Genomic DNA, 25,882 nt, shown 5'->3' on the forward strand with positions numbered 1-25,882 from the left:
CGAGGATTGCAAAGGACGGAACGTCCTTGCGAAGCAACTCTTTTTATATACACGCAAACTATAGTGTATGTAAAACTAATACAATCGTAGGCAATTAATAAACAAAAAACTTGACATTGAAAAATATGTTGTTATAATATTTATTATGCCAATTCGATATTATAATAATTAATATACAAAACAGAGATTCAAAAGGAGTTATTATGAAAAAATATAATGTAGCAATTTTAGGAGCCACTGGTGCAGTAGGAAAAGAAATGTTGAAAGTTTTAGAAGAAAGGAATTTTCCGTTAAATGAGTTAAAGCTTTTAGCTAGTAAGAGAAGTGCAGGTGAAAAAATAGAATTTAAAGGTAATAAATATGTTATTGAAGAAGCCACTGAGAAATCATTTGAAAATATTCATGTAGTATTGTGTGCTGCGGAAAATTATATAAGTGAAGCATTATCACCAGCTGCTGTTAAAGCAGGAGCTGTAGTAGTTGATAATAGTAGCGCATTTAGATTAAACGAAAATGTACCTCTAGTAGTACCTGAGGTAAATTATGAAGATGTTAAAAAACATAATGGTATTATAGCGAATCCAAATTGTTCAACTATTATAGCATTAACAGCGTTAAGCGAATTAAATAAGTATTCTAAAATCAAAAAAATGGTTGTATCAACTTATCAAGCAGTTTCTGGTGCAGGAGTTAATGGAATAAAAGAGTTGGAACAGCAAATACAAGATGCAAATCAAGACAAGCCTGTTGAAATAAAAACATTCCAATATCAAATTGCATATAATGTTATTCCTCAAATAGGGAACTTTGATGATATGGGGTATTCTGAAGAAGAAATGAAGTTACAAAATGAAGGTAGAAAAATATTCCACAATCCTGATTTAAAAGTAAATTGTACATGTGTTAGAGTTCCAGTGTACAGAAGTCACTCAGAATCTATTACAATAGAGACAGAAAAGGAAATAACACCGGATAAGGCAAAGGAACTATTATCAAAGGCTCAAGGCGTTAAGTTGGTAGATGACTTAGTAAATAAAAAATATCCAATGCCATTAGATACTACTGACCAAGATTTAATATATGTAGGAAGAATAAGAAAAGATATAAGTAGTGAAAATTCTCTGGTATTGTGGTGTTGTGGCGACCAAGTAAGAAAAGGAGCAGCAACAAATGCTGTTCAAATAGCAGAAGTTCTAGTAAAAGAAAATTTACTGTAGGGAACGCATTGCATGCGTCCCGCGGTATGCATAAAATGCATACTCTACAGTGGGGGATGTCAATAAAAAACATTGGACAAACATATATATATGGTATAAAGTATTATTAATGGAGTGGAGGTATTTTCATGGAATTAATAATTATTATTTTGCTTTTATTTTCTATATTAATTAATATTGTAGTATTAATTAAGTCATTACAAAATAAAAATTCAGGAGAAACAATATCTGAATTAAAGGTATATTTAAATCAAAGCAATTCAAATATAACTGAATCTGTTACAAGAAAAATATCCGAATCAGAGCAGAAACAATTAAGAGAACTTTTGACAAATAAAATGGAGACAGTTGAAAAATTAGAGCAAAATACAAGAATAATGACTGAAGCTTTCAGTAATTTTCGGGATAATACTTCTAAAAGTATCAATGATTCAAATAATAAACTCACTGAAAGTTTAAATAATAACTTTTCTACTTTAAATGAAAAAATCAGTACAAGTCTTGATAAAATTAATATTAGAGTAGAAGAAAGGCTTAATGAAGGATTTGAAAAAACAAAGAAAACTTTCGGAAATATATTAGAAAGACTATCAAAAATAGATGAGGCACAAAAGAAAATAGATAGTTTGTCAACAAATATTGTATCTTTACAAGATATATTAACAGATAAAAAAAGTAGAGGTACTTTTGGTGAAGTACAATTAAAACATATTTTATCATCTATATTTGGTGAAAAAAGTAGTAAAATTTATGAACTGCAAAAAAAATTACCTAATGATACTATAGTTGATGCGGCTCTTTATATACCCGAACCAGTAGGTACACTTTGTATTGATTCTAAATTTCCATTAGAAAATTATCAAAGAATGATTGATAAGAGCATTTCAGAAATAGAAAGAAAACAATTTATAAAAGATTTTAAAAATAATGTTAAAAAGCATATTAACGATATAGCTACTAAGTACATAATAGAAGATGTTACTTCAGAACAAGCAATTTTATTTATTCCTGCAGAAGCGATATTTGCAGAAATAAATGCCTATCATCAGGATTTAATAGATTATGCAGGAACTAAAAAGGTATGGATAGCTTCGCCTACAACTTTAATGTCTGTTTTATCTACCGTACAAGTAGTTTTAAGGAATATGGAAAGAGAAAAATATGCAAGTATTATACATGAGGAACTTAATAAGCTGGGTAAAGAATTTAAGAGGTATAAAACTAGGTGGGATTCTTTGGCAAGGGATATTAAAAGAGTTTCTGATGATGTAGATACAATAAATATTACGTCAAATAAAATTGAGAAAAAGTTTGATATGATATCAAAAGTTGAAATTGAAGATTATCAAGACGAAATTGAAGTGGGAGCTATAATTGAATAAAAATTACCAGTAGGTTATCTAATAAAAACAGAAAAAAAGTCTTGCTTTTTACTTAATATTATGCTACTATCTTAAAGTAGCATTTTGCCGCAGTGATGGAATTGGCAGACGTGACGGACTCAAAATCCGTTGGTGGCAACACCGTGGGGGTTCAAGTCCCTTCTGCGGCACCATATTGATAGCCTATAAAATTGTACATAACAATTTTATAGGCTTTTTTTAACAGTAAGAAAAATTTAGATGGGGGAACTATGTTAGAAAAAGCATTAGAACTGCTAAAAAAATATTACGGATATGAAACTTTCAAAGAAGGACAAAAAGAAATAATAGAAAATATACTATTGCATAAAGATGTTTTGGCAATAATGCCAACTGGCGGTGGAAAGTCTCTTTGTTATCAAATTCCAGCATTGATGATGGAAGGAACAGTTATAGTTATTTCGCCTCTCATTTCACTAATGAAAGACCAAGTTGATACTTTACAACAATTAGGAATATCAGCAGCATATATTAATAGTACTTTATCAATAAATGAATTAAAATGTATTATGTCAGAAACAAAAGATAATAAATATAAACTTTTATACGTAGCCCCTGAAAGATTGGAATCTGAAAATTTCTTAGAACTTATAAAAAATATAAAAGTATCAATGATAGCAGTTGATGAAGCTCATTGCGTATCACAATGGGGACATGACTTTAGACCAAGTTATTTAAAAATTAAAAGTCTAAAAGGCATATCAGAAGAAAAACCAATAGTAGCTACTTTTACTGCAACTGCCACTAAGTCTGTAAAAGAAGACATAATTAATCTTATAGGACTAGACAATTATTTTGAAATTATAACAGGTTTTGATAGAGAAAATTTAAAGTTTGAAGTAATTAAAATTAACAAAAAATATCCATATATATCAAAATATGTTGAAGAATATAGAGGCAAATCGGGAATTATTTATTGTCTTACTAGAAAACTTACAGATGAAGTTTATGAAAGACTTATAAAATCTGGATATAAGACCGTAAAATATCACGCAGGTTTAAGTGATGCAGTTAGAAGTAAGAATCAAGAGGATTTTTTATACGACAATGCAGATATTATCGTTGCAACAAATGCTTTTGGTATGGGAATTGACAAGTCGGATATTAGATATGTAATTCATTACAATATGCCTAAGAATATAGAGAGTTATTATCAAGAGGCAGGTAGAGCTGGTAGAGATGGAGAACCTTCTGATTGTATACTTTTGTATAGTCCTTCGGATATTGTTATGAACAACTTTCTTATTGAAAATAGCAGTGACAGTTTGAATAAGTCAAATGATTACGCTAAACTTAGAGAAATGGTTAATTATTGTAACACTGATAAATGTTTAAGAAAGCATATAATCAATTATTTTGATAACAATTATAATAAAGAAAACTGTAATAATTGTAGTAATTGTTTAAGTGAAATTCAAAGTGAGAATATTACAATTGAATCTCAGAAAATACTATCTTGTATCTATAGAATGGGTGAAAGATTTGGAATGAATGTAGTTATAGATGTACTTAAAGGTAGCAATAATCAAAGAATAAGATCTTTTAATTTTAATAAAATAAGTACATATGGAATAATGAAGGATTTTAATAGAGAAGGACTTAAAGAAATAATTTCTTATTTAATTGCTGATGGATTTATAAATATTACAGGAGATAAATATCCTGTTTTAAATATATCAAAATTAGGAAATGCTGTATTAAGGGGAAAGCAAGAAGTATTTATTAAAAAAGTAATTAACAAAAAAGATGTAATAGATAGTAAATCAATTATATATGAAAAAAAATTGTTTGAGATGTTGAGAAGAAAGAGAAAAGAAATTTCGGAAAACTTAAAAGTACCTCCTTTTGTAGTATTTTCAGATGCTACATTGAAAGAAATGAGCTCAAAATATCCTTTAAACAAAGAAGAGATACTAAATATATCAGGAGTTGGAGAAATTAAGGCTGAAAGGTATGGAGATAAATTTATAGAAATTATAAAAGATTACATAGAAAAGAATACCGGGTGCACCGGGGACAGTCCCCAATGCACCCCTAACGCGCTTAACAAAGACTGGAGAGAAAGATGAGTAAATTATATGTAGTTCCAACACCTATTGGAAATTTAAAAGATATGACTGAAAGAGGGATTGAAACCTTAAAAGAATGTGATTTAATATTAGCTGAAGATACGAGACATACTCAAAAACTCTTAAACTATTTTGACATAAAAACAAAGCTTATATCTTATCATAAATTTAATGAAAAAAGCCGGAGTCAAGAAATAATTGACGAAATTTTATATGAAGAAAAAAATATTGCTTTAGTTACAGATGCAGGCACTCCATGTATATCTGACCCTGGATATGAATTAGTTAAAATAGCTAGGGAAAATAATATAGAAGTAATAGGTTTAGCTGGAGCATCAGCAGCAATAATTGCACTTTCTATAGCAGGTTTAGATACTAGTCAATTTGTATTTTATGGGTTTTTGCCTAGGAAGAAAAGTGAACTTATTGAATCGTTAAAAGATATTCGTCATAATCATATTAAAACATTCGTTGTATATGAATCTCCTAAAAGAATTATAAAATTAGTTGAAGCAATTAAAGATGTTATGCCAAATGCGAGTTTATGTGTATGTAAGGAGCTTACGAAACTTCACGAAAATTCTTTTTTTGGCGGAGTGGAGTTAGTTCTAGATAAACTTTTAAATCATATAGATGTAGAAAGAGGAGAATATGTATTAGTAGGTTATAATAATGATTTTAAAGAAAAAGAATCGCCAGAAATAAATGTAGGAATTCATGGAATTATATTTGACAAAATAATGCAAAAGGAATATTCTTTAAAGGAAGCTGTAAATGCAATTGTTGAAGAAGGAATTGCCTCAAAAAATGAAGCATACAAAGCTTCTTTAGAAGTAAAAAAATTCATAGAAAGTTTTTTATAACAGAAAGGAATATATATGTTAGGCACAATAGTAAATTCATTAGCAATCATAATAGGTGGACTTGTTGGTTTTTTCTTTAAAAATATTATACCTGAAAAACTTTCTGATTCTTTACTTAAAGCATCTGGTTTAGCGGTTGTAGCAATAGGTATTAAATTAAGTTTATCTGGTGAAAATTTAACACTTTTAATAATTTCAATATTAATTGGAACATTTATTGGAGAGTTATTAGATATTGAAGCAAGGTTGGACAACCTAGGAGCTGCGGTACAAGACAAATTGAAGAACAAGGAAAGCAATATAACTGCTGGTTTCGTTTCTTGCACCCTTGTTTATTGTGTTGGGTCTATGGCTATTGTAGGATCTATACAAAGTGGGTTGACTGGCAACAATGAAATTTTATTTTCGAAAGCACTACTTGACGGTATTATTTCTATTTCTATGGCTGTTTCTATGGGTATAGGAGTTGTTTTTTCAAGTATTAGTGTGTTTATTTATCAAGGAACAATAACTATTTTGGCACAATTCTTACAATCAATATTGAATGATGCTGTTATAAATGAAATGACATCAGTTGGTGGAGTTTTGATAATGGCGATAGGGCTTAACTTCCTTGAAATTAAAAGAATAAAAGTAGGTAATATGTTACCAGCTGTTTTTTTGCCAATACTTTATTTTTTGATTTTTCAATAATTTTTGAGGTGAAAAATTGAATAAAAAAGAGTTGAAAGTTAATCCATTTATAATAATGGGTATTAGTACAATTTTTATTGTAAGTTGTATTATATTATCAATTCCATTATATGTTGGCTTTTTATTGGGAATATTGTTTACAAGTGCAATTCTTTATAAAAGCGGATATAGTGTCGGCTTATTATGTAAAACTATATGTAAAGCCGCATTTGAAGTTAGACATTTATGTTTAGTTATATTACTTATAGGAGCTACAACTTCTATATGGCTTTCTTCAGGAGTTGTTCCTACGATTATGTATTATGGTTTTTCCTATATGGAAGGTATTAATTTTTTAGTAGCAGCTTTTCTAATAATGGTTATAGTATCGTTGTTTATGGGTACAGCTGTTGGATCAATTAGTACTGTAGGAATTTCGTTAAATGGAATTGGAATAGGACTTGGTATTCCAGTTGAAATAATGGTAGGAGTTATAGTTTCAGGTGCTTTCATTGCAGATAAAATTTCACCCTTATCAGGCTTAGTAAATTTAATTATGACAACTTTAAATAAAAGCTATAAAGAGTTAGTCAAAGGTTTACTGATAACATTGATTCCTACTATAATAATAACAGCAATAGTATATTACTTCATAGGATTAAATTATACCTCGGGTGATTATAGTCAGCTTAATTTATATAAAAATGCAATATCTGAAGGCTACAACATGAACCTATTACTTTTAATATTACCTTTAATTGTCCTTACTTTATCTATACTGGGGGTTAACTCAATAGTAACAATAGGCACTGGTGTAGTAATAGGCATAGTTTTAAGTATAATATTTCAGGGTACATCATTTTTAAGTATTATTAAAGCTATATTATTTGGTTATCAAGGCAATACTTCTTCAGTTGTATTAAATTCAATGCTAGTTAGTGGCGGAATGCTTTCTATGATTGAAGTAATTCTTGTAGTAATAGGAGGTGTTTCTCTCGTAAAGCTATTTGAAGTAGGGAATATTTTAATACCTCTGATGAATAAACTTATGAAGGGCGTTAAAACGAAAGTTAGCTTAATTTTGAGAACTGGATTCATAAGTAGCTTGATGACTACTATAACTTGTGATCAAACTGTAGGTATTATTTTACCAGCTGAAGTTTTGAAAGAAAAATACAAAGAATTTAATTTAGATAACATAGTCTTAGCGAGAACAATATCTGATACTGGTGTAATTATTGCACCACTTATGGCTTGGAATGTAAACTCATTTTTATTAGAACCAATAGTTGGTGTATCGGCGAATCAATATGGGCCATACGCATCTTTACTATATATATGTCCTTTAATGACAATTATCGTAACTTATATATTATATAGAAAAAAGGACAATGTAAAATATCTATCGTAGGGACGCAGCGTATTGCATAATGAAATAATATGAATCAACAGACGTAGGGGACGCATTGTATGCGTCCCGGTTTTTTAACAATGACATATTACAAAATATGTCATTGTTTTTGTGTAGTAATTGATTTAAGTATATACCTTACTTTTGAGAAGCCGAAGAAACTCAAGAAATTTGTTATAATTCCTTCTTTGTTTAAGTAACATAAGGAAAATATTAAAATAAAAAGAAATATAAATTATTCATTGCTATTTAAGTAAATGCGTTATATAATACCTATGTTTGTAATATATTATAACACATTTACTTATTTTTTATGATATAATATAACATATATAATAAAATAATAGGAGGCATGTCTACATGCAAGCTTTGACTTCAAACCAAAATGTTTTAAAATGGATAAACCAAATAGTATCATTGACAAATCCTAGTGAAGTAATGTGGATTGATGGTAGTGATGAACAATTAAACAAACTTCGCAATGAAGGATGCAGCACCGGTGAGCTAAAGCAATTAAACAAGGAAAAATATCCTGGATGTTACTATCATAAGTCACATTCCAATGATGTAGCTCGTATGGAAGATAGAACTTTTATATGTTCTAGAGAAAAAGAAAATGCGGGACCTAATAATAATTGGATGAGTCCTGATGATGCTTATGAGCTAGGAAGGGAAATCTTCAAAAATTCAATGATAGGAAGGACTATGTATGTAATACCTTACTCTATGGGTCCTATCGGTTCCCCGTTTTCTAAAGTTGGATTTGAAATAACTGATTCAATTTATGTAGTACTCAGCATGAATATTATGACTAGGATAGGTCAAAAAGCTTTAGACGTACTTGGTGATTCGAATGACTTTGTAAGGGGGGTACATTCTAAATGCACTTTAGATTTAAACAATAGATACATTTTCCATTTTCCAGAAGATAACACGATATGGTCTTGTAACTCTGCATATGGTGGAAATGTTTTATTAGGGAAAAAATGTTTTGCTTTAAGAATTGCATCATATCAAGGCTGGAAGGAAGGCTGGATGGCTGAGCATATGCTTATATTAGGAATTGAAAACCCAAAAAAAGAAGTGAAATATGTTGCAGCAGCATTTCCATCTGCTTGTGGTAAAACTAATTTAGCGATGCTTATACCACCTGAAATTTATAGGAAAAAAGGTTATAAAGTTTGGACTGTTGGAGATGATATAGCATGGCTTCGAATAAAAGAAGATGGAACTTTGTGGGCAATAAATCCAGAGGCAGGATTTTTTGGCGTAGCTCCAGGAACAAGTAAAAAATCTAACTATAATGCTATGATGTCTACAATGAAGGATACAATATTTACAAATGTAGTATATAACTTAGATGATGATACTATATGGTGGGAGAAGTTTGATGACAATCCTCCTGAAAATGGACTTGATTGGAAGGGTAATCCTTGGAATGGTAAAAAATCTCAAGAAAAAGGAGCGCACCCTAACTCAAGATTTACAGCTCCTGCAAGAAATTGTCCTAGTATTTCCTCTGAATGGGAATCACCAAATGGAGTTCCTATTTCAGCTTTTATATTTGGTGGTAGACGAGCAAAAACAGCTCCTCTTGTTTATCAATCTCGTAATTGGCAACATGGAGTTTTTGTAGGTTCAATACTAGCTTCAGAGACTACGGCAGCTGCTACAGGAAAAGTTGGAGTTGTAAGGAGAGATCCTATGGCAATGCTTCCTTTCTGTGGATATAATATGGGAGATTACTTTGCACATTGGCTTAACATGGGTAAGAAAATTAATAATGCTCCAAAAATATTCCATGTTAATTGGTTCCGTACAAATGAAGATGGAGAGTTTTTATGGCCAGGATTTGGTGAAAACTTTAGAATATTAGAGTGGATATTAAGAAGATGTGACAAAGAGGTGGATGCAGAAGTTTCCCCTATTGGATATTTACCAAAAGTTCAAGATATAAAGCTTGAAGGATTGAATATATCACATAAACAGTTAGAAAATTTACTTACTATTGATTGTGAGTCGTGGTTAGAAGATGTTGCAGGTATTGAAGAATTCTATAAGAAATTTGGCAGTAAAATACCTGAAGAGTTATCTAAAGAACTTAACACATTGAAAAACAACTTAAATAATTACTTATCTTCTATTGTTGCATAGATAATGCAAAACAAATAGAAAAATAATTATGGAGCGATGGATAATGTATTAATAATTTATCGTTCCCTTTTTTATATTTTTAATTTTTATATTTTTTATATTTTTTATATTTTTTAAAAAAACTCTTGACATTTAAAATTAATTAGAGTAATATACGATGTAATAAGTAAAGCATTGATGTAGAGAAAAATATTTTATACGTTTACAGAGAATTGGTGGTAGCTGAGAGCCAGTAGCGGAGAAATATAATATACACTACGGAGCAGGTTTGTTAAAAGGAAGACCGAGTAGACAAACACGTTTACCTACGTTAAAGGGTTAGAGGTTGTTAGACCTCGAAGAGTGATGATATTATCATATCATAATAAGGGTGGTACCGCGGAATCTTTCGTCCCTATAAGTATATTTGCAAATGTAAATATATTTATAGGAATGAAAGATTTTTTATTTTACGATATTTTAAACTTTGGCCAAAGTTATAATATATAAATTTAAATGTATTTTGGAGGATTATATAATGAAAATAAAAGTATTTAAAATAATATTAGCCTTATGTTTATGTGTTCCAATAATTTTAACAGGCTGTTCAGACAATACTACTGAAGTAAATGATGCACCAACAGATAATATAGAAGAACAAAAATCAGAAAATGAAAATGAACAATTCACAATCGGTATTTCCCAGTTGGTACAGCATCCAGCACTTGATGCATCGAGACAGGGATTTGTTGATGAATTAGAAAGTCAAGGCATAAACGTTGAATTTGTAGACCAAAACGCTCAAGGTGACATAGCAAATGCTCAAATGATTGCAGAAAAGTTTGTTAAGGATGATGTGGATTTAATATTTACAATTGCTACACTTACTGCTCAAGCAGCGAAACAATCCATAGAAGGAACTGACATACCAATGGTATTTACAGCAGTAACAGATCCGGTATTTTCGCAACTTGTTACAGATATGAATGTTACTGACAATAATATTACTGGAGTTGTTGATGCAGCACCAATTAAAGAGAACTTAGAGCTGTTTATGGACATTAAAGAAGATATTAAAACTATTGGAATAATTTATAATATCGGAGAATCAAATTCAGAGGTTCAAGTAAATCAAACAAAAGAAATTGCAAAAGAACTAGGTCTTGAATTAGAAACTGTAGGCATTACAACTGTTAATGATATTCCCCAAGCGGTAGATACAATATCTAAAAAAGCAGAAGGTTTGTATATAATTACTGACAATATGGTTGCATCATCTATATCCCTTGTAGCTAAGCTAGCAGGAGAAAATGGGTTATTGACTGTGTCAGCTGATGGAACTCATGTTGATGAAGGAATATTAGTTTCAAAAGGAATTAGTTACTATGCAATCGGTAAACAATCAGCGGTTATTGCTAAACAAATTTTAGTCGATAAAACTGATGTGAAAGATATACCTGTTCAGACTTCACCTGAATTTGAAAAGAAGGTTAATACTAAGACTGTTGAAATATTAGGTTTAACAAAAGAACACCAAGCATTTGAAGGAGCAGAATTCGTAGGTGAATAATAGATGAGCAACAAGTGAACAAATGGATTTTCTTCAGGCTGCGTCTTTAGAATGACAGACTTTGTCATTCTAGCGTAGTGAAGAATATAAACGGAGGTTATGATGAATACATTATTACTTACATCAATTGAACAAGGGCTTATTTTTTCAATATTGGCAATTGGAATGATGATTACATTTAAAATACTGAATTTTGCAGATATGTCTGTTGAAGGAACATTTCCCATGGGAGCATTTGTATTTGCAAAGTTTATAACTGCTGGCATGAGTCCAATAACAAGTACAATATTAGCATTTTTATTAGGAACTTTGGCAGGACTAATAACTTACACATTAAATATAAAATTGAAAATAAAAGCACTTCTTTCAGGAATACTTACAATGACAATTTTGTATTCTGTAAACTTAAGATTAAATGGCAAATCAAATATTGGGCTATTTAACTATAGCTCAATATTTGATGGTATGGAAGTTGTCATCGTATTAGTATTAGTAGTTGTAGCTGTAAAAACATTGATGGATATGTTTTTGAAAACAGAAGTAGGATACTTACTCATAGCAACAGGAGATAATGAAACTTTGGTTAAATCTCTGGGAGAAGATAGCAATAAGTATAAATTAATAGGCTTAATGCTATCAAATGGATTGGTATCATTAAGTGGAGCTTTAATGGCACAATATCAAGGATTTGCAGAAATAACCATGGGGACAGGAATTATTGTAGTAGCAATAGCATCAGTAATAGTTGGAGATACAATGTTTAAAAAACTTAAACTAAAAAATACAACTAGAGCAATAATTGGTGCAGTTATTTATAAGTTTATTGGTGCAGTTGCAATAGATTTAGGACTAGAACCAACAGATTTAAAAGCGATAAATGCAATAATAGTTATAGGATTTTTAAGTTACAATACATTTAGTTTGGACATTAAAAACATTACAAAAAGGAAAGTAAAAATTACTGAAGGGGTGTAAAAATGTTAGAAATCATGAGTTTATCTAAAAGTTTTAATATTGGCACAGATAATGAAACAAAAATATTTGAAAACTTTAATATAAATATAAATAAAGGTGAATGTACAGGCATATTAGGAGCTAATGGATGTGGTAAAAGCACCCTTTTTAATTTAATAAGTGGTGTTTTGAAACAAGAAAGAGGAGATATTATATTAAAAGGTAAAAATATAAATAATTTAAAAGAGAACGAACGCGCCAAGTATATAGGTAGAGTACATCAAAATCCTTCAATGGGCGTATCTCCTTCCTTAACTATATTGGAGAATATATCTTTGGCAGATAAAAAAAGTCAGAAATTTAGTTTGAGAAGACTTATTAATAAAAATAAATTAGAAGAATTTAAAGAACTATTAAAAACCTTAGATTTAGGTTTGGAAAATAAACTAGATACAGAAGTTAAATTTTTATCAGGAGGGCAAAGGCAATCTTTAAGCCTTTTAATGGCAACTATAAAGAGACCAGATTTATTATTATTAGATGAACATACTGCCGCATTAGATCCAAAGACATCAAGACTTATAATGGATAAAACCAAAGAATTAATAAAAACTCATAGTATTACTACTATGATGATATCACATAATGTTAAAGATGCAATTATGTATTCAGATAGAATAATAATGATGGATCAAGGTAATGTTATATTAGATGTTAAGAATGGAGAAATTACTGAAAAAGAACTACTAGGAATATATAATTCCAGAAATTACGGTAGTCCTTTAAAAGAGGCTGTATAAGTTTTTATTCTTACCACATGAATAATTCTTGTAAATTATAATTAATAATATATAATGATAATAAGATGAGTTCAATAGTAAATAATTAGTAAGCTATCGCTTACATGGCACTATCTAAAGATTTATTTTTAAAAGAAGTAGAATATTAAAAATATAATATTGTGTATGGAGATTAACTATGAGCAATACTATAAATATAATTAAAGACAACATTCTATTTGATGGAATAAAAGAAGAAGAAATTGAGAAAATTTTATTATGCGGTAATGGTATTGTTAAAAAATTTGACAATAATCAAATTATATTTGAAAGACAAGACATAATAAATAATATTGGTATAGTTTTGGAAGGCGAATTTAACTTAGTTACTCAAAAATATAACGGAACAAGGGTTATTATTACTACATTAGAATTGAATGATTTGTTTGGAGAAGCACTAATCTTTTCTTCAACCAAAGAAGCACCTTACGATCTTGTTAGCTCAGGTGAAAGTAAAGCACTTTTTTTACCTTATTCGATATTTACAGGCATGTGTTCTGAGGTATGTAATTTTCATAGAAAATTAATTAGTAATATGTTGTCTATTTTATCTGATAAAATTATTATGTTAAATAATAAAATGACTATACTTAATGCTGAAACATTAAAAGAAAGAATTGCAATTTATTTAATATCAATTTATAAAAAAACAAAAAAGCTAACATTTGATATACCTATGAAAAGACAAGAACTTGCAGAATTTTTGAACGTTACTAGACCTTCTTTGTCTCGTGAAATATCAAAAATGCAAAAAGATAAAATTATTGAAATAAATCGTTCAAAGGTTATAATTATAAGTTTAGAAAAATTATATGAATTAGCAGAATAAAAAAATCCCTTGGGGGTTTTTCTTTTTTATTATATAGGAAAGTTCTCCTTTCCTATATAATAAAAAACGAGGATTGCAAAGGACGGAACGTCCTTGCCGTTAAGGGGGGTGCTCAGTAAAAATGCTTTAATAAAGCATTTTTACGCCGAAGGGGGACATAGGTCCCCCTAGCGGCGTTGCGAAGCAACTCTTTTTATACATTATATTGAAGATGAAAATAAATTGTGATACAATATATTAATATATTATATACTTAAGAAGTGAGTAGATAATTTGAAAATCAAATACAAAAGGTAACTGGCAAAGTGGGGATGTTAATATGAAATTTAAATTTATACATACATCAGATATACATTTAGGAATGAAGTTTAATATAAAAGAATTCAGTATAAAGGAACGCAAAAAACGAAGAGAAGAACTATGGGATACTTTTGAAGAAATCATTAGAATTGCAAAGGATGAAGACGTGCAATATTTGTTTATTGTTGGTGATTTGACTGAAAGTGAATATATCAGCTTTAAATTATTAAATAAAATTGCGAAAATATTTGAATCCATAAAAAATACTAATATAATTATATCATGTGGCCGTAGTGATGCCTACAATATTAATAGTATGTATGAATATGTGGAATGGCCTGAAAATGTTTATATAATAAAAAGTACAAATTCAGTTCAAAAATTAATGTTTCCTGAGGATAACGTATGTCTTTATTCTTTAAGTTGGGACAAAGCTTCAAAAAATCATAATTCTCAGCTAATTTATGACATTTCTGTTGAGCAAAATAAATTAAATATTCTATTACTAAGTTGTGATACTTATATGGAAGATGAAATGCTTTCTATTAATGCAGATTTGATTAAAAATAAATTTGATTATTGTGCTTTAGGTGGAAAACATAACTATGAAAAAGTACAAAATAATGTTATATACTGTGGAACTCCTGAACCATTGTCTTTTGAGGAAGTTAAAGAACATGGTATTGTTAAGGGAATTCTCGAAAAAAATAATATATTTTTTGACTTTCATCCTATAGCAAAAAGAAGGTTTATTATTAGAGAAATTGAGTTAGATTCTACTTTTGGATATAATAAAACCCTCGATTTAATAAAGTTCTCTGGAGACACATTTTCTAATATAAAGGATTACATAAAGATAATTTTAACAGGATTTGTAAATACGGAAATATCCATGGATGAAATAGAAAATGAAGCGAAACAATTCTTTTACTATATTGAATTTGATGAAAAATTTACATACAAAAGTACAGAAGAAAAAAAATATGTAGATAATGAATTTAATATAGTTGAGAGTTATAAACTTCAATTTGAAAATTTACAGAATAAATTAGAGCAAAAAGCACTTAAGTTAGGATTTGAAGTTCTAAGAAAAGAAAAGGTGGTTAAATAGCATGTATATAAATAAATTACATCTTAGAGCCTTTGGGAAATTCATTTACAAAAGAATGTACTTAGGAAAAAACTTCAATATTATATACGGAGAAAATGAAGCTGGAAAAAGTACAATACATAATTTTATAGAGGCTGTATTGTATGGTTTTGATGAAGATGAGAAGGGTAAAGCCTTGTTTAATAAATATAAGCCATGGAATAGCAATCTCTATAAGGGCTCTATGAGTATATGGGATATTTATGGCAAAAAATACAATATAGCTAAGGACTTTATATTAGGTAATGCTCAAGTATTCAATAAAGAGATTGATGAAAATAAAAATCCTATCATAAAAGAAATAAATATTGAAGCTCCAGGGGAATATTTTTTTAATATTAACAAGTCTTCTTTTAAAAATACTGTTAGCATTAAACAGTTAGGAAATAAAACAGATAAAGAATTATCTAGAGAACTTAAAGAAAAAATTGTTAATTTAAGTAATACAAGAGATGAATCAGTATCAATGGATAGAATTTTAGCTTCATTAAGAAATATAAAAGAAGAAGTCGGAAGTGAAGATAACCCAAAATCATTATTAGGTCAATATACTCTACGTTTAAAGGAATTAGAAAAAGCTAAAGAACTCACCTTAAATTCAAAAGGGCAAGTAATGTTTTTGGCAATGGAAAAGAAAAGATTAAATAACAAAGTACAAGAACTAAATATAAGAATAGAAAATCTCAATAAAGAAATACAAGATTATGAATTATCAGTTAAAAAGGATAAATTTCTTAAGACTGAACCAATAAAAAAGGAACTTGATGAAATAAACGAAAAGCTGCTAGAATATAAGCATTACGAAATTCCGAAATTTTCTAAAGAAGATTATGAAGAAGCTTTAAAACTAGATAAAATATTAAATTCAATGGAAAAGGATAGACAAGCTTTAAGAAATAAAAAGGATGAAGAAGAAAAGGAACTTGAAAACTTAGAAAATAATTTATCAAATAAAATTAAAGAAAATTTTAATTTAGAGAAATTTAATGTTGATTTTAAATCTTATGAAATTAATAACAAAAATATTAAAGATATGAAATCTAAAATTAAATTAGGATACGACAGTATAAAAGATATTAATTTAAAAGAAATTAATGAATTTATAAATAGATATAATGATGCAGAAGAAATTAATGCAAAAATACAGATTATTAAAACTTTAATTGATGATAATTCATATGAAAATATGAAGGGTTTCAGAAAATCAGAAAATTTGAAGGGCTTTCTTTTAGGACTTCTAGGTTTAGCATTTGTTGGTTGTGCAGGTTTTTCTGCATATATGGCTTATTATAACCAAATTATAGAGTATTATGGAGGAGCTGCAATAGCTATACCTGGTATTTTATGCTTCTTTTCATCTACAAAGAAAAGAAAACGCGCTTTGAATGCGACTAAAGAAATTGATGGTATGGAATGTGAGCATGCTGATAATTTATTAAATAAAGACAATTTATTGAAAGAAATGGATGAAATTATAAAAGAATCTGGCTGTACAGATTTTGATGACTTAAAAAGTAATTTTGATAAGAAATATAACAAAAAAAATATCGCAGAAGAAAAATTAAGGCTTTTAAAATTTGATGAAGATGGTGTTAAAAAAATAGAAATAGCTAATATAGAATTAAATAATAATATAAAGGAAACTTTAAAAATATTTAATTTAAATGAAGTTTCATCAGAAAATATAAAAAAGGTCAATGAAATATACAATAATAAAGATACAGTTAAAGAAGATATAATAAATATAAAAAAAGTAATTGCACAAACAAAAAGTGACTTAAATAAATTAGATAAAGAAATTTCTTTTGAAGAGAAAAGACTCCATATGATTTTAAGTTCAAATGGTATGGATACGTTAGAATGCTTTAATAAAGTTGTAGAACAATATAAAATTTATGAGAATTTAAATAAGAGGAAGAAATATTGCGAAAGTATTCTTCAAAATTTCCTTGGAAATGAAAATTTTAATGACCTTAAAGAAAAGACAAAAAATGTTGCTTTATATGAAGTAAAAGAATTGGATAAAAAGGAACATCAGCTAAAGATATTTAAATTAAATGATGAAAAGAACATTATATTAGATAAAATTAATAATATTGACAAAGAAATAGATGACATTGAAAACAATGTAAGAAGTTTAGCAGAGGTAGAAGAAGAAATTGAATTTTATGAAGATAAAAAAAGTTCATATATAGAAAAGATAAAAATTGCAGATATTGCAGCTGAAAAAATAAATAAAATTTCTGATTCTATTAAAGGTGATTTCATGCCTTTGTTAAGAAAGTCTATAAGTGATAATTTTAGTTATTTAACTGGAGGAAAATATCGAGAAGTTATAATAGATGAAGAAATGAATATTTCAGTTATAGCAGAAGATAATAAGGACAGATATATTGATATTGACAGCTTAAGTGGAGGAACACTAGATCAACTTTATTTATCTCTTAGAATTGGATTGAGTAATGTTTTAAGTGGGAATCAAAATATTCCTTTAATTCTTGATGATAGTTTTGTTCAATATGATTCAAAAAGACTAAAAAAGTCAATTGAAATGTTGTCGAGAGAAAGTCAAAGAAGACAAGTTATTCTTTTTACTTGTCAAGAAAGAGAAGTTGAGTATGCTAAAGAGTTGAATGTAAAGTTCAATTATATAAAACTTTAAAGGATTAGTTGTATGAACATATATGCTATAGCAGATTTACATTTTGATAGTAGAAATGAAAAACCCATGAACATATTTGGTGACAATTGGATAAACCATGAAGAGAGAATATTGTCAAATTGGCAGTCAACAGTATGCGATGATGATTTAATTTTAGTACCAGGTGATATTTCTTGGGCTGTTAAATTAGATGAAGCAAAAGAAGATTTATATAAAATAGATAACCTTAAGGGAACAAAAATTATTGGTAAAGGCAATCATGACTATTGGTGGGGAACGTCAAACAAGTTAGAAAATATAGGTTTAAAAACTATTAAATTTTTAAAAAATAATAGTTATGAATTTGATGAAGCTATAATATGTGGAACTAGGGGATGGGATACTATGGAAGAACATACAACTGATGTATCCAATGAAAAAATATATTTAAGAGAATTAAACCGACTTAGAATATCCCTTGAAGGTTCAAAAAATAGTGATAAAAATATAATTGTCATGCTTCACTATCCACCCTTTGAAAATGATGGAAGCGCTAATAGATTTTTTTCTCTTTTAAAAGAGTATAAAGTTAATACTTGTATCTATGGACACCTTCATGGTGAAGAAGGGCATAAAAATGTTAGAGAAGGAAAAATAGATGATATTTTGTTTTATTGCGTTTCGAGCGATTATTTAAATTTTGAACTTAAAAAAATTATTTAAATATAGCTACTATTTATTTTCTTAAGGAGGTAATGACAATTGTATAAAATAGCAGTTATTTATTCGGCATATCCAGAAATGAAAGAAATAGCAAAAGAGTTTAATAAAATCAAAGATTATCACATAAAAGTTGAGGAAGTGGTGCTTGATGAAGCTGTAGAAGTAGCAAAAAATTATGAAGCACAAAATTATGATATAATTATAAGTAGAGGAATAACAGGTGCATTAATAAGAAAAGCTATTAATATACCAGTTATCAATATAGAAGTAACCACCACAGATTTATTGATTACTTTATTAAAAGCTAAACAATATAGTAAAAATATTTTTGTACTATTATACGATGATATAATAATATCATATGATTTTTCATTTATTAGAGAATTATTAGATTTATCAGAAGATGAGTTAACGATATATGAATATAAAACGGAAGATGAACTAAAAAGAAGAATATCTCATATTAATAATGATCATATAGATTGTGTAATAGTTGGAATTGGGGCTTATACCATAGATATAGCAAGAAGTTATAATATGAAGTCATTAATGGTATATTCTAATAGAGAAACAATTTACAAAGCTTTTGAGCAAGCTGCTAGCATAATAGATATAACAAAGAAGCATATTCAAGTTAGCAATATGACAAACTCCTTTGCTAAGGAGTTGAAAAACGGGATTGTATTTACAGACATAGAAGAAAACATAATATTTATAACAGATATTCTATGTTCGTTTGTTGGTATAAATAAAGGTATGTATATAGGTAGAAGTTTAAGTTTTTTAACTGAAAGTACTGAATTTTTTAATGAACTATCTTTAGGTAAGAATAACTATACAGCAGAATATAATAGAAAGACATTTAATGTTGCTAAAATTCAGTTATCTATTGATAAAGATATAATAGGTTATGCTATTACGGTTAAGCAAGTTGATAAGGAAATAAGAAAAAATACACAGTCAAAAGAAATAGAATATAAAAATGAAGGATTAGGGTTAAAGGCTAAGTATAATTTTGAAGATATAATAGGACAATCAAATCCTATAATTAAATTAATTGAACGAGCAAAGAGTTACAGTAAGTCAGATGCAAACATACTAATTGTTGGCGAAAGTGGTACTGGAAAAGAGCTTTTAGCAAGTAGTATACACAATTATAGCAATAGATCTAACGGACCTTTTGTAGCAATAAATTGTGCTGCATTACCTCAAAGTCTACTTGAAAGTGAATTGTTTGGTTATGAAGAAGGTTCATTTACAGGTGCAAAAAAGGGTGGTAAAGTAGGAATTTTTGAATTGGCTGAAAATGGTACGGTATTTCTTGATGAAGTATCAGAAATATCATTATCAGCACAAGCGCAGTTACTTCGTGTGTTACAAGAAAAGACGATTATGCGTATTGGTGCGAATAAAATGATTCCTATAAATGCTAGAATAATAGCTGCTACTAATGCTGACTTACAAAAGCGTATAAAATCAGGCACTTTTAGAGAAGACTTGTTTCATAGGCTGAATGTATTAAATTTAAAAATACCACCATTAAGAGAAAGAAAAGATGATATAATATTATTAATTAATAGGTTTCTGGAATTATATTCATATAAAGAAAAATTAGATCTTCCGCATGTTTTTGTGCAGAAACTAAAAAATTATAGATGGCATGGGAATATAAGAGAATTACAAAATTTTGTTGAGAAATTTGTAATTCTGTCTAATGATTTTCCAGATAAATTTAAACTTTTAGAAGAATTATATCATGATTTAATTAGTTACGAAAGATATGAAGATAACAATATCAATTCAATAGATATTAAAATATCTAATTTAAAAGATATGGAAATGCAAATCATTAAAAAGTTATATAATGAAACTGATAATAAAATTAATTTAGCAAGAAAATTAGGAATTAGCAGGACGAGTTTGTGGAATAAACTGAAGGAAATGGAATTAGAATAGTTAAAATAATGAACGTATAAAGTAAAAATTTTGAACAAAATAAAATAATTATTATTTAAATTACTATTAACATATATTTTATTGTTATAAATTACAATAAAATATATGTTATATGTAAATATAGTTTTTTGGCATGCTATTTGCGTGTTCTTTTTTAACAATCGCTATACTTTTGAATGAATAACGATAATTGGCAAATGAGGAGTATAAATAAGCTATGATAAAAAATAAAATAATAGTTGTCAGAGGAGCAGGAGATATTGCTACAGGAAGCATTCAAAAATTAGTTAGAGCGGGGTTTCCTGTAATAGCAACTGAGATTGCATATCCTTCTGCAATTCGTCGATACGTTTCTCTTTGTGAAGCCGTCTATGAGGATACCTGGACAGTAGAAGATATTACTTCAATCTTTGTAAAATCTATAACGGAGGCAGTGGTGGCAATAAAGTCTTCTAAAGTACCAATAATAATTGATCCATCTTGTAATATTATAAAAGAATTACAGCCTTTTGCAGTTGTTGATGCAACATTGGCTAAGAAAAATCTTGGGATGACTAAAGATTTGGCTCCAATTACAATAGCACTAGGCCCAGGGTTTATAGCAGGTAAGGATGTAGATATAGTAGTTGAGACTATGAGAGGTCATAACTTAGGAAGACTTATTATGGAAGGTACTTCTATTTCAAACACCGGCATACCAGGTATTATTGCAGGCTATGGTGCTGAGAGAGTAATTCATGCACCTTATAAAGGGATAATTCATAATGAAAAAACTATTGGTGAAAATGTAAAAAAAGGTGAAATAATTGCTACTATAAATGGAAAGCCAGTACTTGCCACTATAGATGGAATTCTACGGGGATTAATACGTGATGGATTTAATGTATCGAAGGGATTTAAGATAGCAGATATTGATCCGCGAATATCAGAAAAAGAAAATTGTTTCACTATTACTGATAAAGCACGTTGTATTGGTGGTGCAGTATTAGAAGCGATACTTCAACAAAGTCATAAAATGGGGAGAAATTAGGTTGTGAGCATTTATCAAAAGGAGACGATATGAAATTTTATAAAGTTTTACAAAACATAGATATGGATAAAGAAAATATAGTAATTATTATCATAACAGGGAAAAATATTGGGTCTAAACTCATACTTTCAGATAATGAAATTATATATACAAACAATGAAAAGGTTGATTGGAACAAATACATAGATTATATTACTAATATAAAAGAAAGAAAAAAAGATAATGTAATTACAATAGGAGATGAAAAAATATATTTTGAATATTTGAGGGCAGCTAATAAAGTAGTTGTTTGTGGAGCTGGACATATATCGATTCCAATAATTAAGATGTGTAAACTTCTTGATTTACATACAACTGTTATTGATGATAGACCTAAATTTGCAAACAATGCAATTATAGCCAAAGCCGATAAAGTGATTTGTGAGCCTTTTGCAGATGCATTGGATAAAATCAAAGGTGATAGCAGTACATTTTTTATAATAGTAACAAGAGGTCATCGTTATGATAAAAGTTGTTTACAAAGTATTGTTAATAAAGAAAATGCATATATAGGAATGATTGGTAGTAAAGTACGAGTAGCAAAAGTATTAAATTCTTTAGAAGAAGAAGGAATAGAAAGAGAAAAATTAAATAAAGTATACACTCCAATAGGATTAAAGATAGGAGCAGAAACACCAGCTGAAATTTCTGTTGCAATAATGGCTCAAATCATTGATGTTAAGAACAAGGAATTGAAATCAAGTAATTACAGCGATGAAATTATAAATAATATACTGGATATTAAGTATAAAAATATACCTAAGGCAATGGTGACTATCGTTTCTAGAAGGGGTTCTGCACCTAGAGAAGTAGGAACAAAGATGGTTGTGCTAAAAGATGGTACTATGTTCGGTACTATTGGAGGTGGATGTGCTGAATCTAATTTAAGACAAAAAGCCTTTTCGTGTATAGAGAATAATAAATGTCAGTTAGTTAAAGTAGACATGACTGGAAGAGAAAGTGAAGAAGAAGGTATGATATGTGGAGGAATAATAGAGGTTTTTATTGAACCAATCAAATAATAGTTCTATTAAATATGGAAGGAGAAGTATGATTAATTATATATTTTTCATACATGCAAATAATGAAAAATCTATTTCTTTCAGGAGATATAAATGTTGGTAAAAGCACGATAATCGAAAAACTTATATATGAATCACATATTAGTAAAGATAAAATTGGAGGATTTTATACTAAAGCATATTTAGAAAATGATAAAGTCATGGGATTCTATATAGAACCTATAAATTTTAATAGCAAAATACCAACTATACAAAATAGATTAATAGGATACACTCCTGATGGTAATTCGTGGGTTGCAGTAGAAAAGACATTTGAAACTTTTGGAGTACAAATACTGAACTATTGTTTAAACAGCAAATTCAAATTAATAATAATGGATGAATTAGGTTTTTTTGAAAATAAAGCTTATAATTTTCAAAAGATAATTCACAAAGTATTGTCTAGTGATAAAAAAGTATTAGGTTGTATAAAACCATTTTCTACTTCATTTATGGATTCTATCAGACAAAGGAAGGACGTGATAGAAGTTGATATTACAAGAAGCAACAGAAACGATATATCAAGGATACTTGCAGAAAAATTTTAATATAGTAAAAAAGGAATTTATTTATACTAAAAAAAGCATTAGTTGGTTTATAGACTCTGAAAGAACGACTACATTCTATAAAAAAAGTTTAAAAATATTGAAACCCTATTTAAAAGAATGTAAAACGATATTAGATATAGGATGTGGAGTAGGTAGTTTTTCTATAGAGCTTGCAAAAATGGGATTTCATACAACTGCTATTGATAAATTTCCTTTAGTTATAGAGTCATTAGTTGAAAGAAAACGTCAAATGAAATTAGAAAATTTAACTCCTTTAAATATTTCTTTTGAAGACTTTGAATTTAATAATAAATATGACATTATTTTAGCAAGTTATATGATGGGATTAATAAATGAAAATACGATTGATGATATTTTAAAAAATACAAATAAGCATTTAGTTTTGATTTTGCCATATAAGAGAATTAAAAATGATTTTTCAATATCAGAACTATATGATGAATTAGAAATAGATATAGGTAATTTAGAACAATCTAATTATATTGATATTATAAATATTTTAGATAAAAAAAATATAAAATATGATATTGAAATTTTCAAATCTGAATTTGGACAATCATTTAAGAATTTTGAGGAAGCTATTTTATTTATTTATCATTACTTTAATGTTCCTAAAAAGAATCTTAGAATAGTAATAGATTGGTTGAAGCGAAAGTTGATAATCAAAGATAATTTGTATTACTTACCTAATGTTAAGGAAAGCGCAATAATAATTATATAATGGAGGATTATAACAAATGATATCAAAAAGATTTACTTTAAGAGAAATGATTTACATATCTTTATTAGCAGCCACTGCTACAGTATCCAAGGTTCCTATCAGGGCATTATCGAACTTCTTAACTAGTTCAGTTGGGTTACCAGGAGGGGTAGTAGGGGGAGTATATTACATGTTTTGGATAGTAGCAGCATGTGCGGTTGTTAGAAAAAAGGGTACAGCTACATTATTTTGTATTATTCAAATATTTGTTACAATAGCTACATCAAGTATGCCTTTAATTAAGTTAATTACATATTTACCTCCTGGAATAGCAATTGATTTATTTTTATTAGTATTTAATAAAGATAAATTCAATAAAGGTACAATGATGATTTTAGGAGCTATAGCTAATTGTGCAGGTGCAATAACACAAGCGACATTAATTATGCAACTTCCGATAATACCAATGTTAGTAAGTGCTGCTATAGCAATAGTTTCAGGAGCCGTTGGAGGATATTTTGCATATGTGGTTATAATTAGAATCAGAGGAATTGTTTTATGTAATTAACATGAATAGTTTTTAGGTAGGTGATTTTAGTGTATTATAATTATAGGGTATGGCTAATTAATGACAATAAAGACAAAATTATAGGCAGGGGTCCTATAATGATTCTAAAAAAAACAGATGAATTAGGTTCGCTAAATAAAGCAGCATTAGAAATGAATATGTCATATACAAAGGCGTATTCTCTAATAAAAAATGCAGAAAAAAATTTGTCTGTTAAACTTTTGATAAAACAAATTGGTGGGAAATATGGTGGAGGGTCAATAGTTACAGAAGAGGCAAAGGATATTATTAAAAAATATGAAGAATTTGATAGACGAGTTGGCGAATCAGTAGAAAGATTATATAATGAAATTTTCTAGGAAATAAATATATATAAATCATGTTCAAAAAATGAACACGAGCAGTATAAAAAAATAACATTCTTAAATATTGCATTTAAAATATAACTATAAAGTATAATGTCATAAAAAATTATATATTTTTATTTAAAAGATGGGAAAAAGCGATAATCATTAAAATTATCGCTTTTTTTTAATATTTAATGTTAATAAATTATCGAATATTTATGAAAAAGGTAAATAATTATGAGGAAATTTATTATTGGCATAAATTATGCTTATTATATGGTCAAACAAATTATATAAGGGAGAGGTTACATGCATATATCAATGCCAGTTTCAGATTCACTTATTAGTGAGTTAAAAATTAATGATACAGTAAAAATATCTGGAGTAATATATTGTGGTAGAGATGCTGTATTGCCTAAGATAGTAAAGCTTATAGACGATGGCAAGTGGGATGAAAAAAAAGTAAATTTAAATGGTACTGCGATTTTTCATACTGCTGTTAGTCCAGCAGGAATAGGACCTACTTCAAGTAATAAGTTAGATATAGAGTCATCTATTCCAGAGTTGTCAAAGGCAGGAGTTAAGCTACATATAGGAAAAGGTAGCCTAAGCAAAGAAACAGTTGAAGCTTTAAAAAAATACAATTCAATTTTTCTGGTTACTCCTCCAAATACTGCTTTACTTACTTCAAAAATTAAAAGTAAAGAAGTAGTAGCGTTTAAAGAACAAGGTATGGAGGCATTTACTAGAATAGATGTTGTTGATTTTCCAGCCATAGTAGCAATAGCACATGGAAAGTCAATATTTGATAAATAAGGAG

At 28.4% G+C, this 25,882-nt stretch carries 22 protein-coding genes, 1 tRNA gene and 1 other annotated feature; all 23 genes read left to right on the forward strand.

All coding sequences use genetic code 11. The features are described from left to right. The first annotated feature begins 203 nt into the window (after nt 1–203). On the forward strand, nt 204–1,217 hold the full coding sequence (locus U8307_RS09920) for an aspartate-semialdehyde dehydrogenase (protein ID WP_326907462.1): 1,014 nt from the start codon (nt 204–206) through the stop codon (nt 1,215–1,217). Nucleotides 1,218–1,345: 128 nt separating this feature from the next. Continuing rightward, a complete protein-coding gene (locus tag U8307_RS09925; RefSeq protein WP_326907463.1) occupies nt 1,346–2,599 on the forward strand; it encodes a DNA recombination protein RmuC in 1,254 nt (417 codons plus the stop codon). 86 nt (nt 2,600–2,685) lie between these two features. Further along, a tRNA-Leu gene (locus tag U8307_RS09930) sits at nt 2,686–2,772 on the forward strand. Between the two features lie 78 nt (nt 2,773–2,850). Continuing rightward, on the forward strand, nt 2,851–4,707 hold the full coding sequence (recQ, locus tag U8307_RS09935; protein WP_326907465.1) for a DNA helicase RecQ: 1,857 nt from the start codon (nt 2,851–2,853) through the stop codon (nt 4,705–4,707). Then, complete coding sequence (gene rsmI, locus U8307_RS09940) at nt 4,704–5,570, forward strand: 16S rRNA (cytidine(1402)-2'-O)-methyltransferase (RefSeq protein WP_326907466.1); 867 nt, start codon at nt 4,704–4,706, stop codon at nt 5,568–5,570. Before recQ ends, rsmI begins: the two co-directional genes overlap by 4 nt. A gap of 15 nt (nt 5,571–5,585) precedes the next feature. Next, a complete protein-coding gene (locus U8307_RS09945) occupies nt 5,586–6,263 on the forward strand; it encodes a DUF554 domain-containing protein (RefSeq protein ID WP_326907468.1) in 678 nt (225 codons plus the stop codon). 16 nt (nt 6,264–6,279) lie between these two features. Continuing rightward, a complete protein-coding gene (locus U8307_RS09950) occupies nt 6,280–7,653 on the forward strand; it encodes a Na+/H+ antiporter NhaC family protein (RefSeq protein ID WP_326907470.1) in 1,374 nt (457 codons plus the stop codon). A 360-nt stretch (nt 7,654–8,013) separates the two neighbouring features. Continuing rightward, entirely contained in the window at nt 8,014–9,807 is a 1,794-nt protein-coding gene (locus U8307_RS09955) for a phosphoenolpyruvate carboxykinase (GTP) (RefSeq protein WP_326907472.1), read from the forward strand. A 165-nt stretch (nt 9,808–9,972) separates the two neighbouring features. Continuing rightward, nucleotides 9,973–10,206: a binding site (T-box leader), on the forward strand. Between the two features lie 118 nt (nt 10,207–10,324). Further along, on the forward strand, nt 10,325–11,356 hold the full coding sequence (locus tag U8307_RS09960; RefSeq protein WP_326907474.1) for an ABC transporter substrate-binding protein: 1,032 nt from the start codon (nt 10,325–10,327) through the stop codon (nt 11,354–11,356). A gap of 102 nt (nt 11,357–11,458) precedes the next feature. Next, entirely contained in the window at nt 11,459–12,331 is an 873-nt protein-coding gene (locus tag U8307_RS09965; protein ID WP_326907476.1) for an ABC transporter permease, read from the forward strand. 2 nt (nt 12,332–12,333) lie between these two features. Continuing rightward, the gene (locus tag U8307_RS09970) at nt 12,334–13,110 is read left to right on the forward strand and encodes an ABC transporter ATP-binding protein (RefSeq protein WP_326907477.1); all 777 of its coding nucleotides are present in this window, start codon (nt 12,334–12,336) and stop codon (nt 13,108–13,110) included. A gap of 178 nt (nt 13,111–13,288) precedes the next feature. Further along, nucleotides 13,289–13,978, forward strand: a complete 690-nt coding sequence (locus U8307_RS09975; protein WP_326907479.1) for a Crp/Fnr family transcriptional regulator — start codon at nt 13,289–13,291, stop codon at nt 13,976–13,978. 319 nt (nt 13,979–14,297) lie between these two features. Beyond that, the gene (locus U8307_RS09980; protein ID WP_326907481.1) at nt 14,298–15,389 is read left to right on the forward strand and encodes a metallophosphoesterase family protein; all 1,092 of its coding nucleotides are present in this window, start codon (nt 14,298–14,300) and stop codon (nt 15,387–15,389) included. A 1-nt stretch (nt 15,390) separates the two neighbouring features. Beyond that, on the forward strand, nt 15,391–18,090 hold the full coding sequence (locus U8307_RS09985; protein WP_326907483.1) for an ATP-binding protein: 2,700 nt from the start codon (nt 15,391–15,393) through the stop codon (nt 18,088–18,090). Nucleotides 18,091–18,102: 12 nt separating this feature from the next. Further along, nucleotides 18,103–18,792 (forward strand): metallophosphoesterase, encoded by a 690-nt coding sequence (locus tag U8307_RS09990; protein WP_326907485.1) that lies wholly within the window; start codon nt 18,103–18,105, stop codon nt 18,790–18,792. Nucleotides 18,793–18,831: 39 nt separating this feature from the next. After that, nucleotides 18,832–20,748 carry a sigma 54-interacting transcriptional regulator gene (locus U8307_RS09995; RefSeq protein WP_326907487.1) on the forward strand — a complete coding sequence of 639 codons (1,917 nt, stop codon included), beginning with the start codon at nt 18,832–18,834 and terminating at the stop codon, nt 20,746–20,748. A gap of 217 nt (nt 20,749–20,965) precedes the next feature. Continuing rightward, nucleotides 20,966–21,778, forward strand: a complete 813-nt coding sequence (gene yqeB, locus U8307_RS10000) for a selenium-dependent molybdenum cofactor biosynthesis protein YqeB (RefSeq protein WP_326907488.1) — start codon at nt 20,966–20,968, stop codon at nt 21,776–21,778. 29 nt (nt 21,779–21,807) lie between these two features. Beyond that, on the forward strand, nt 21,808–22,839 hold the full coding sequence (locus U8307_RS10005) for an XdhC/CoxI family protein (RefSeq protein ID WP_326907491.1): 1,032 nt from the start codon (nt 21,808–21,810) through the stop codon (nt 22,837–22,839). A 62-nt stretch (nt 22,840–22,901) separates the two neighbouring features. After that, nucleotides 22,902–23,426: a nucleoside-triphosphatase gene (locus U8307_RS10010; protein WP_326907493.1), complete on the forward strand. Its 525-nt coding sequence runs from the start codon at nt 22,902–22,904 to the stop codon at nt 23,424–23,426. Further along, the gene (locus U8307_RS10015) at nt 23,368–24,168 is read left to right on the forward strand and encodes a class I SAM-dependent methyltransferase (RefSeq protein ID WP_326907495.1); all 801 of its coding nucleotides are present in this window, start codon (nt 23,368–23,370) and stop codon (nt 24,166–24,168) included. Before U8307_RS10010 ends, U8307_RS10015 begins: the two co-directional genes overlap by 59 nt. A 16-nt stretch (nt 24,169–24,184) precedes the next feature. Continuing rightward, on the forward strand, nt 24,185–24,715 hold the full coding sequence (locus tag U8307_RS10020) for an ECF transporter S component (protein WP_326907497.1): 531 nt from the start codon (nt 24,185–24,187) through the stop codon (nt 24,713–24,715). 98 nt (nt 24,716–24,813) lie between these two features. Next, complete coding sequence (locus U8307_RS10025) at nt 24,814–25,074, forward strand: winged helix-turn-helix domain-containing protein (protein WP_326907499.1); 261 nt, start codon at nt 24,814–24,816, stop codon at nt 25,072–25,074. A 297-nt stretch (nt 25,075–25,371) separates the two neighbouring features. Beyond that, entirely contained in the window at nt 25,372–25,878 is a 507-nt protein-coding gene (locus U8307_RS10030) for a fumarate hydratase C-terminal domain-containing protein (RefSeq protein WP_326907500.1), read from the forward strand. Nucleotides 25,879–25,882 lie beyond the last annotated feature (4 nt).

Source organism: Sedimentibacter sp. MB31-C6, from assembly GCF_035934735.1.
Taxonomy (GTDB): Bacteria; Bacillota; Clostridia; order Tissierellales; family Sedimentibacteraceae; genus Sedimentibacter.

Bases quoted from the DNA above. Each gene is read 5' to 3' on its own strand.
- U8307_RS09970 (WP_326907477.1), top strand. From the start codon at position 12,334: ATGTTAGAAATCATGAGTTTATCTAAAAGTTTTAATATTGGCACAGAT.
- U8307_RS10010 (WP_326907493.1), top strand. From the start codon at position 22,902: ATGAAAAATCTATTTCTTTCAGGAGATATAAATGTTGGTAAAAGCACG.
- U8307_RS09965 (WP_326907476.1), top strand. From the start codon at position 11,459: ATGAATACATTATTACTTACATCAATTGAACAAGGGCTTATTTTTTCA.
- rsmI (WP_326907466.1), top strand. From the start codon at position 4,704: ATGAGTAAATTATATGTAGTTCCAACACCTATTGGAAATTTAAAAGAT.
- U8307_RS10020 (WP_326907497.1), top strand. From the start codon at position 24,185: ATGATATCAAAAAGATTTACTTTAAGAGAAATGATTTACATATCTTTA.
- yqeB (WP_326907488.1), top strand. From the start codon at position 20,966: ATGATAAAAAATAAAATAATAGTTGTCAGAGGAGCAGGAGATATTGCT.
- U8307_RS10005 (WP_326907491.1), top strand. From the start codon at position 21,808: ATGAAATTTTATAAAGTTTTACAAAACATAGATATGGATAAAGAAAAT.
- U8307_RS09925 (WP_326907463.1), top strand. From the start codon at position 1,346: ATGGAATTAATAATTATTATTTTGCTTTTATTTTCTATATTAATTAAT.
- U8307_RS10025 (WP_326907499.1), top strand. From the start codon at position 24,814: ATGATTCTAAAAAAAACAGATGAATTAGGTTCGCTAAATAAAGCAGCA.
- U8307_RS09945 (WP_326907468.1), top strand. From the start codon at position 5,586: ATGTTAGGCACAATAGTAAATTCATTAGCAATCATAATAGGTGGACTT.
- U8307_RS09960 (WP_326907474.1), top strand. From the start codon at position 10,325: ATGAAAATAAAAGTATTTAAAATAATATTAGCCTTATGTTTATGTGTT.
- U8307_RS09975 (WP_326907479.1), top strand. From the start codon at position 13,289: ATGAGCAATACTATAAATATAATTAAAGACAACATTCTATTTGATGGA.
- recQ (WP_326907465.1), top strand. From the start codon at position 2,851: ATGTTAGAAAAAGCATTAGAACTGCTAAAAAAATATTACGGATATGAA.
- U8307_RS09990 (WP_326907485.1), top strand. From the start codon at position 18,103: ATGAACATATATGCTATAGCAGATTTACATTTTGATAGTAGAAATGAA.
- U8307_RS09985 (WP_326907483.1), top strand. From the start codon at position 15,391: ATGTATATAAATAAATTACATCTTAGAGCCTTTGGGAAATTCATTTAC.
- U8307_RS09980 (WP_326907481.1), top strand. From the start codon at position 14,298: ATGAAATTTAAATTTATACATACATCAGATATACATTTAGGAATGAAG.
- U8307_RS10030 (WP_326907500.1), top strand. From the start codon at position 25,372: ATGCATATATCAATGCCAGTTTCAGATTCACTTATTAGTGAGTTAAAA.
- U8307_RS09920 (WP_326907462.1), top strand. From the start codon at position 204: ATGAAAAAATATAATGTAGCAATTTTAGGAGCCACTGGTGCAGTAGGA.
- U8307_RS09955 (WP_326907472.1), top strand. From the start codon at position 8,014: ATGCAAGCTTTGACTTCAAACCAAAATGTTTTAAAATGGATAAACCAA.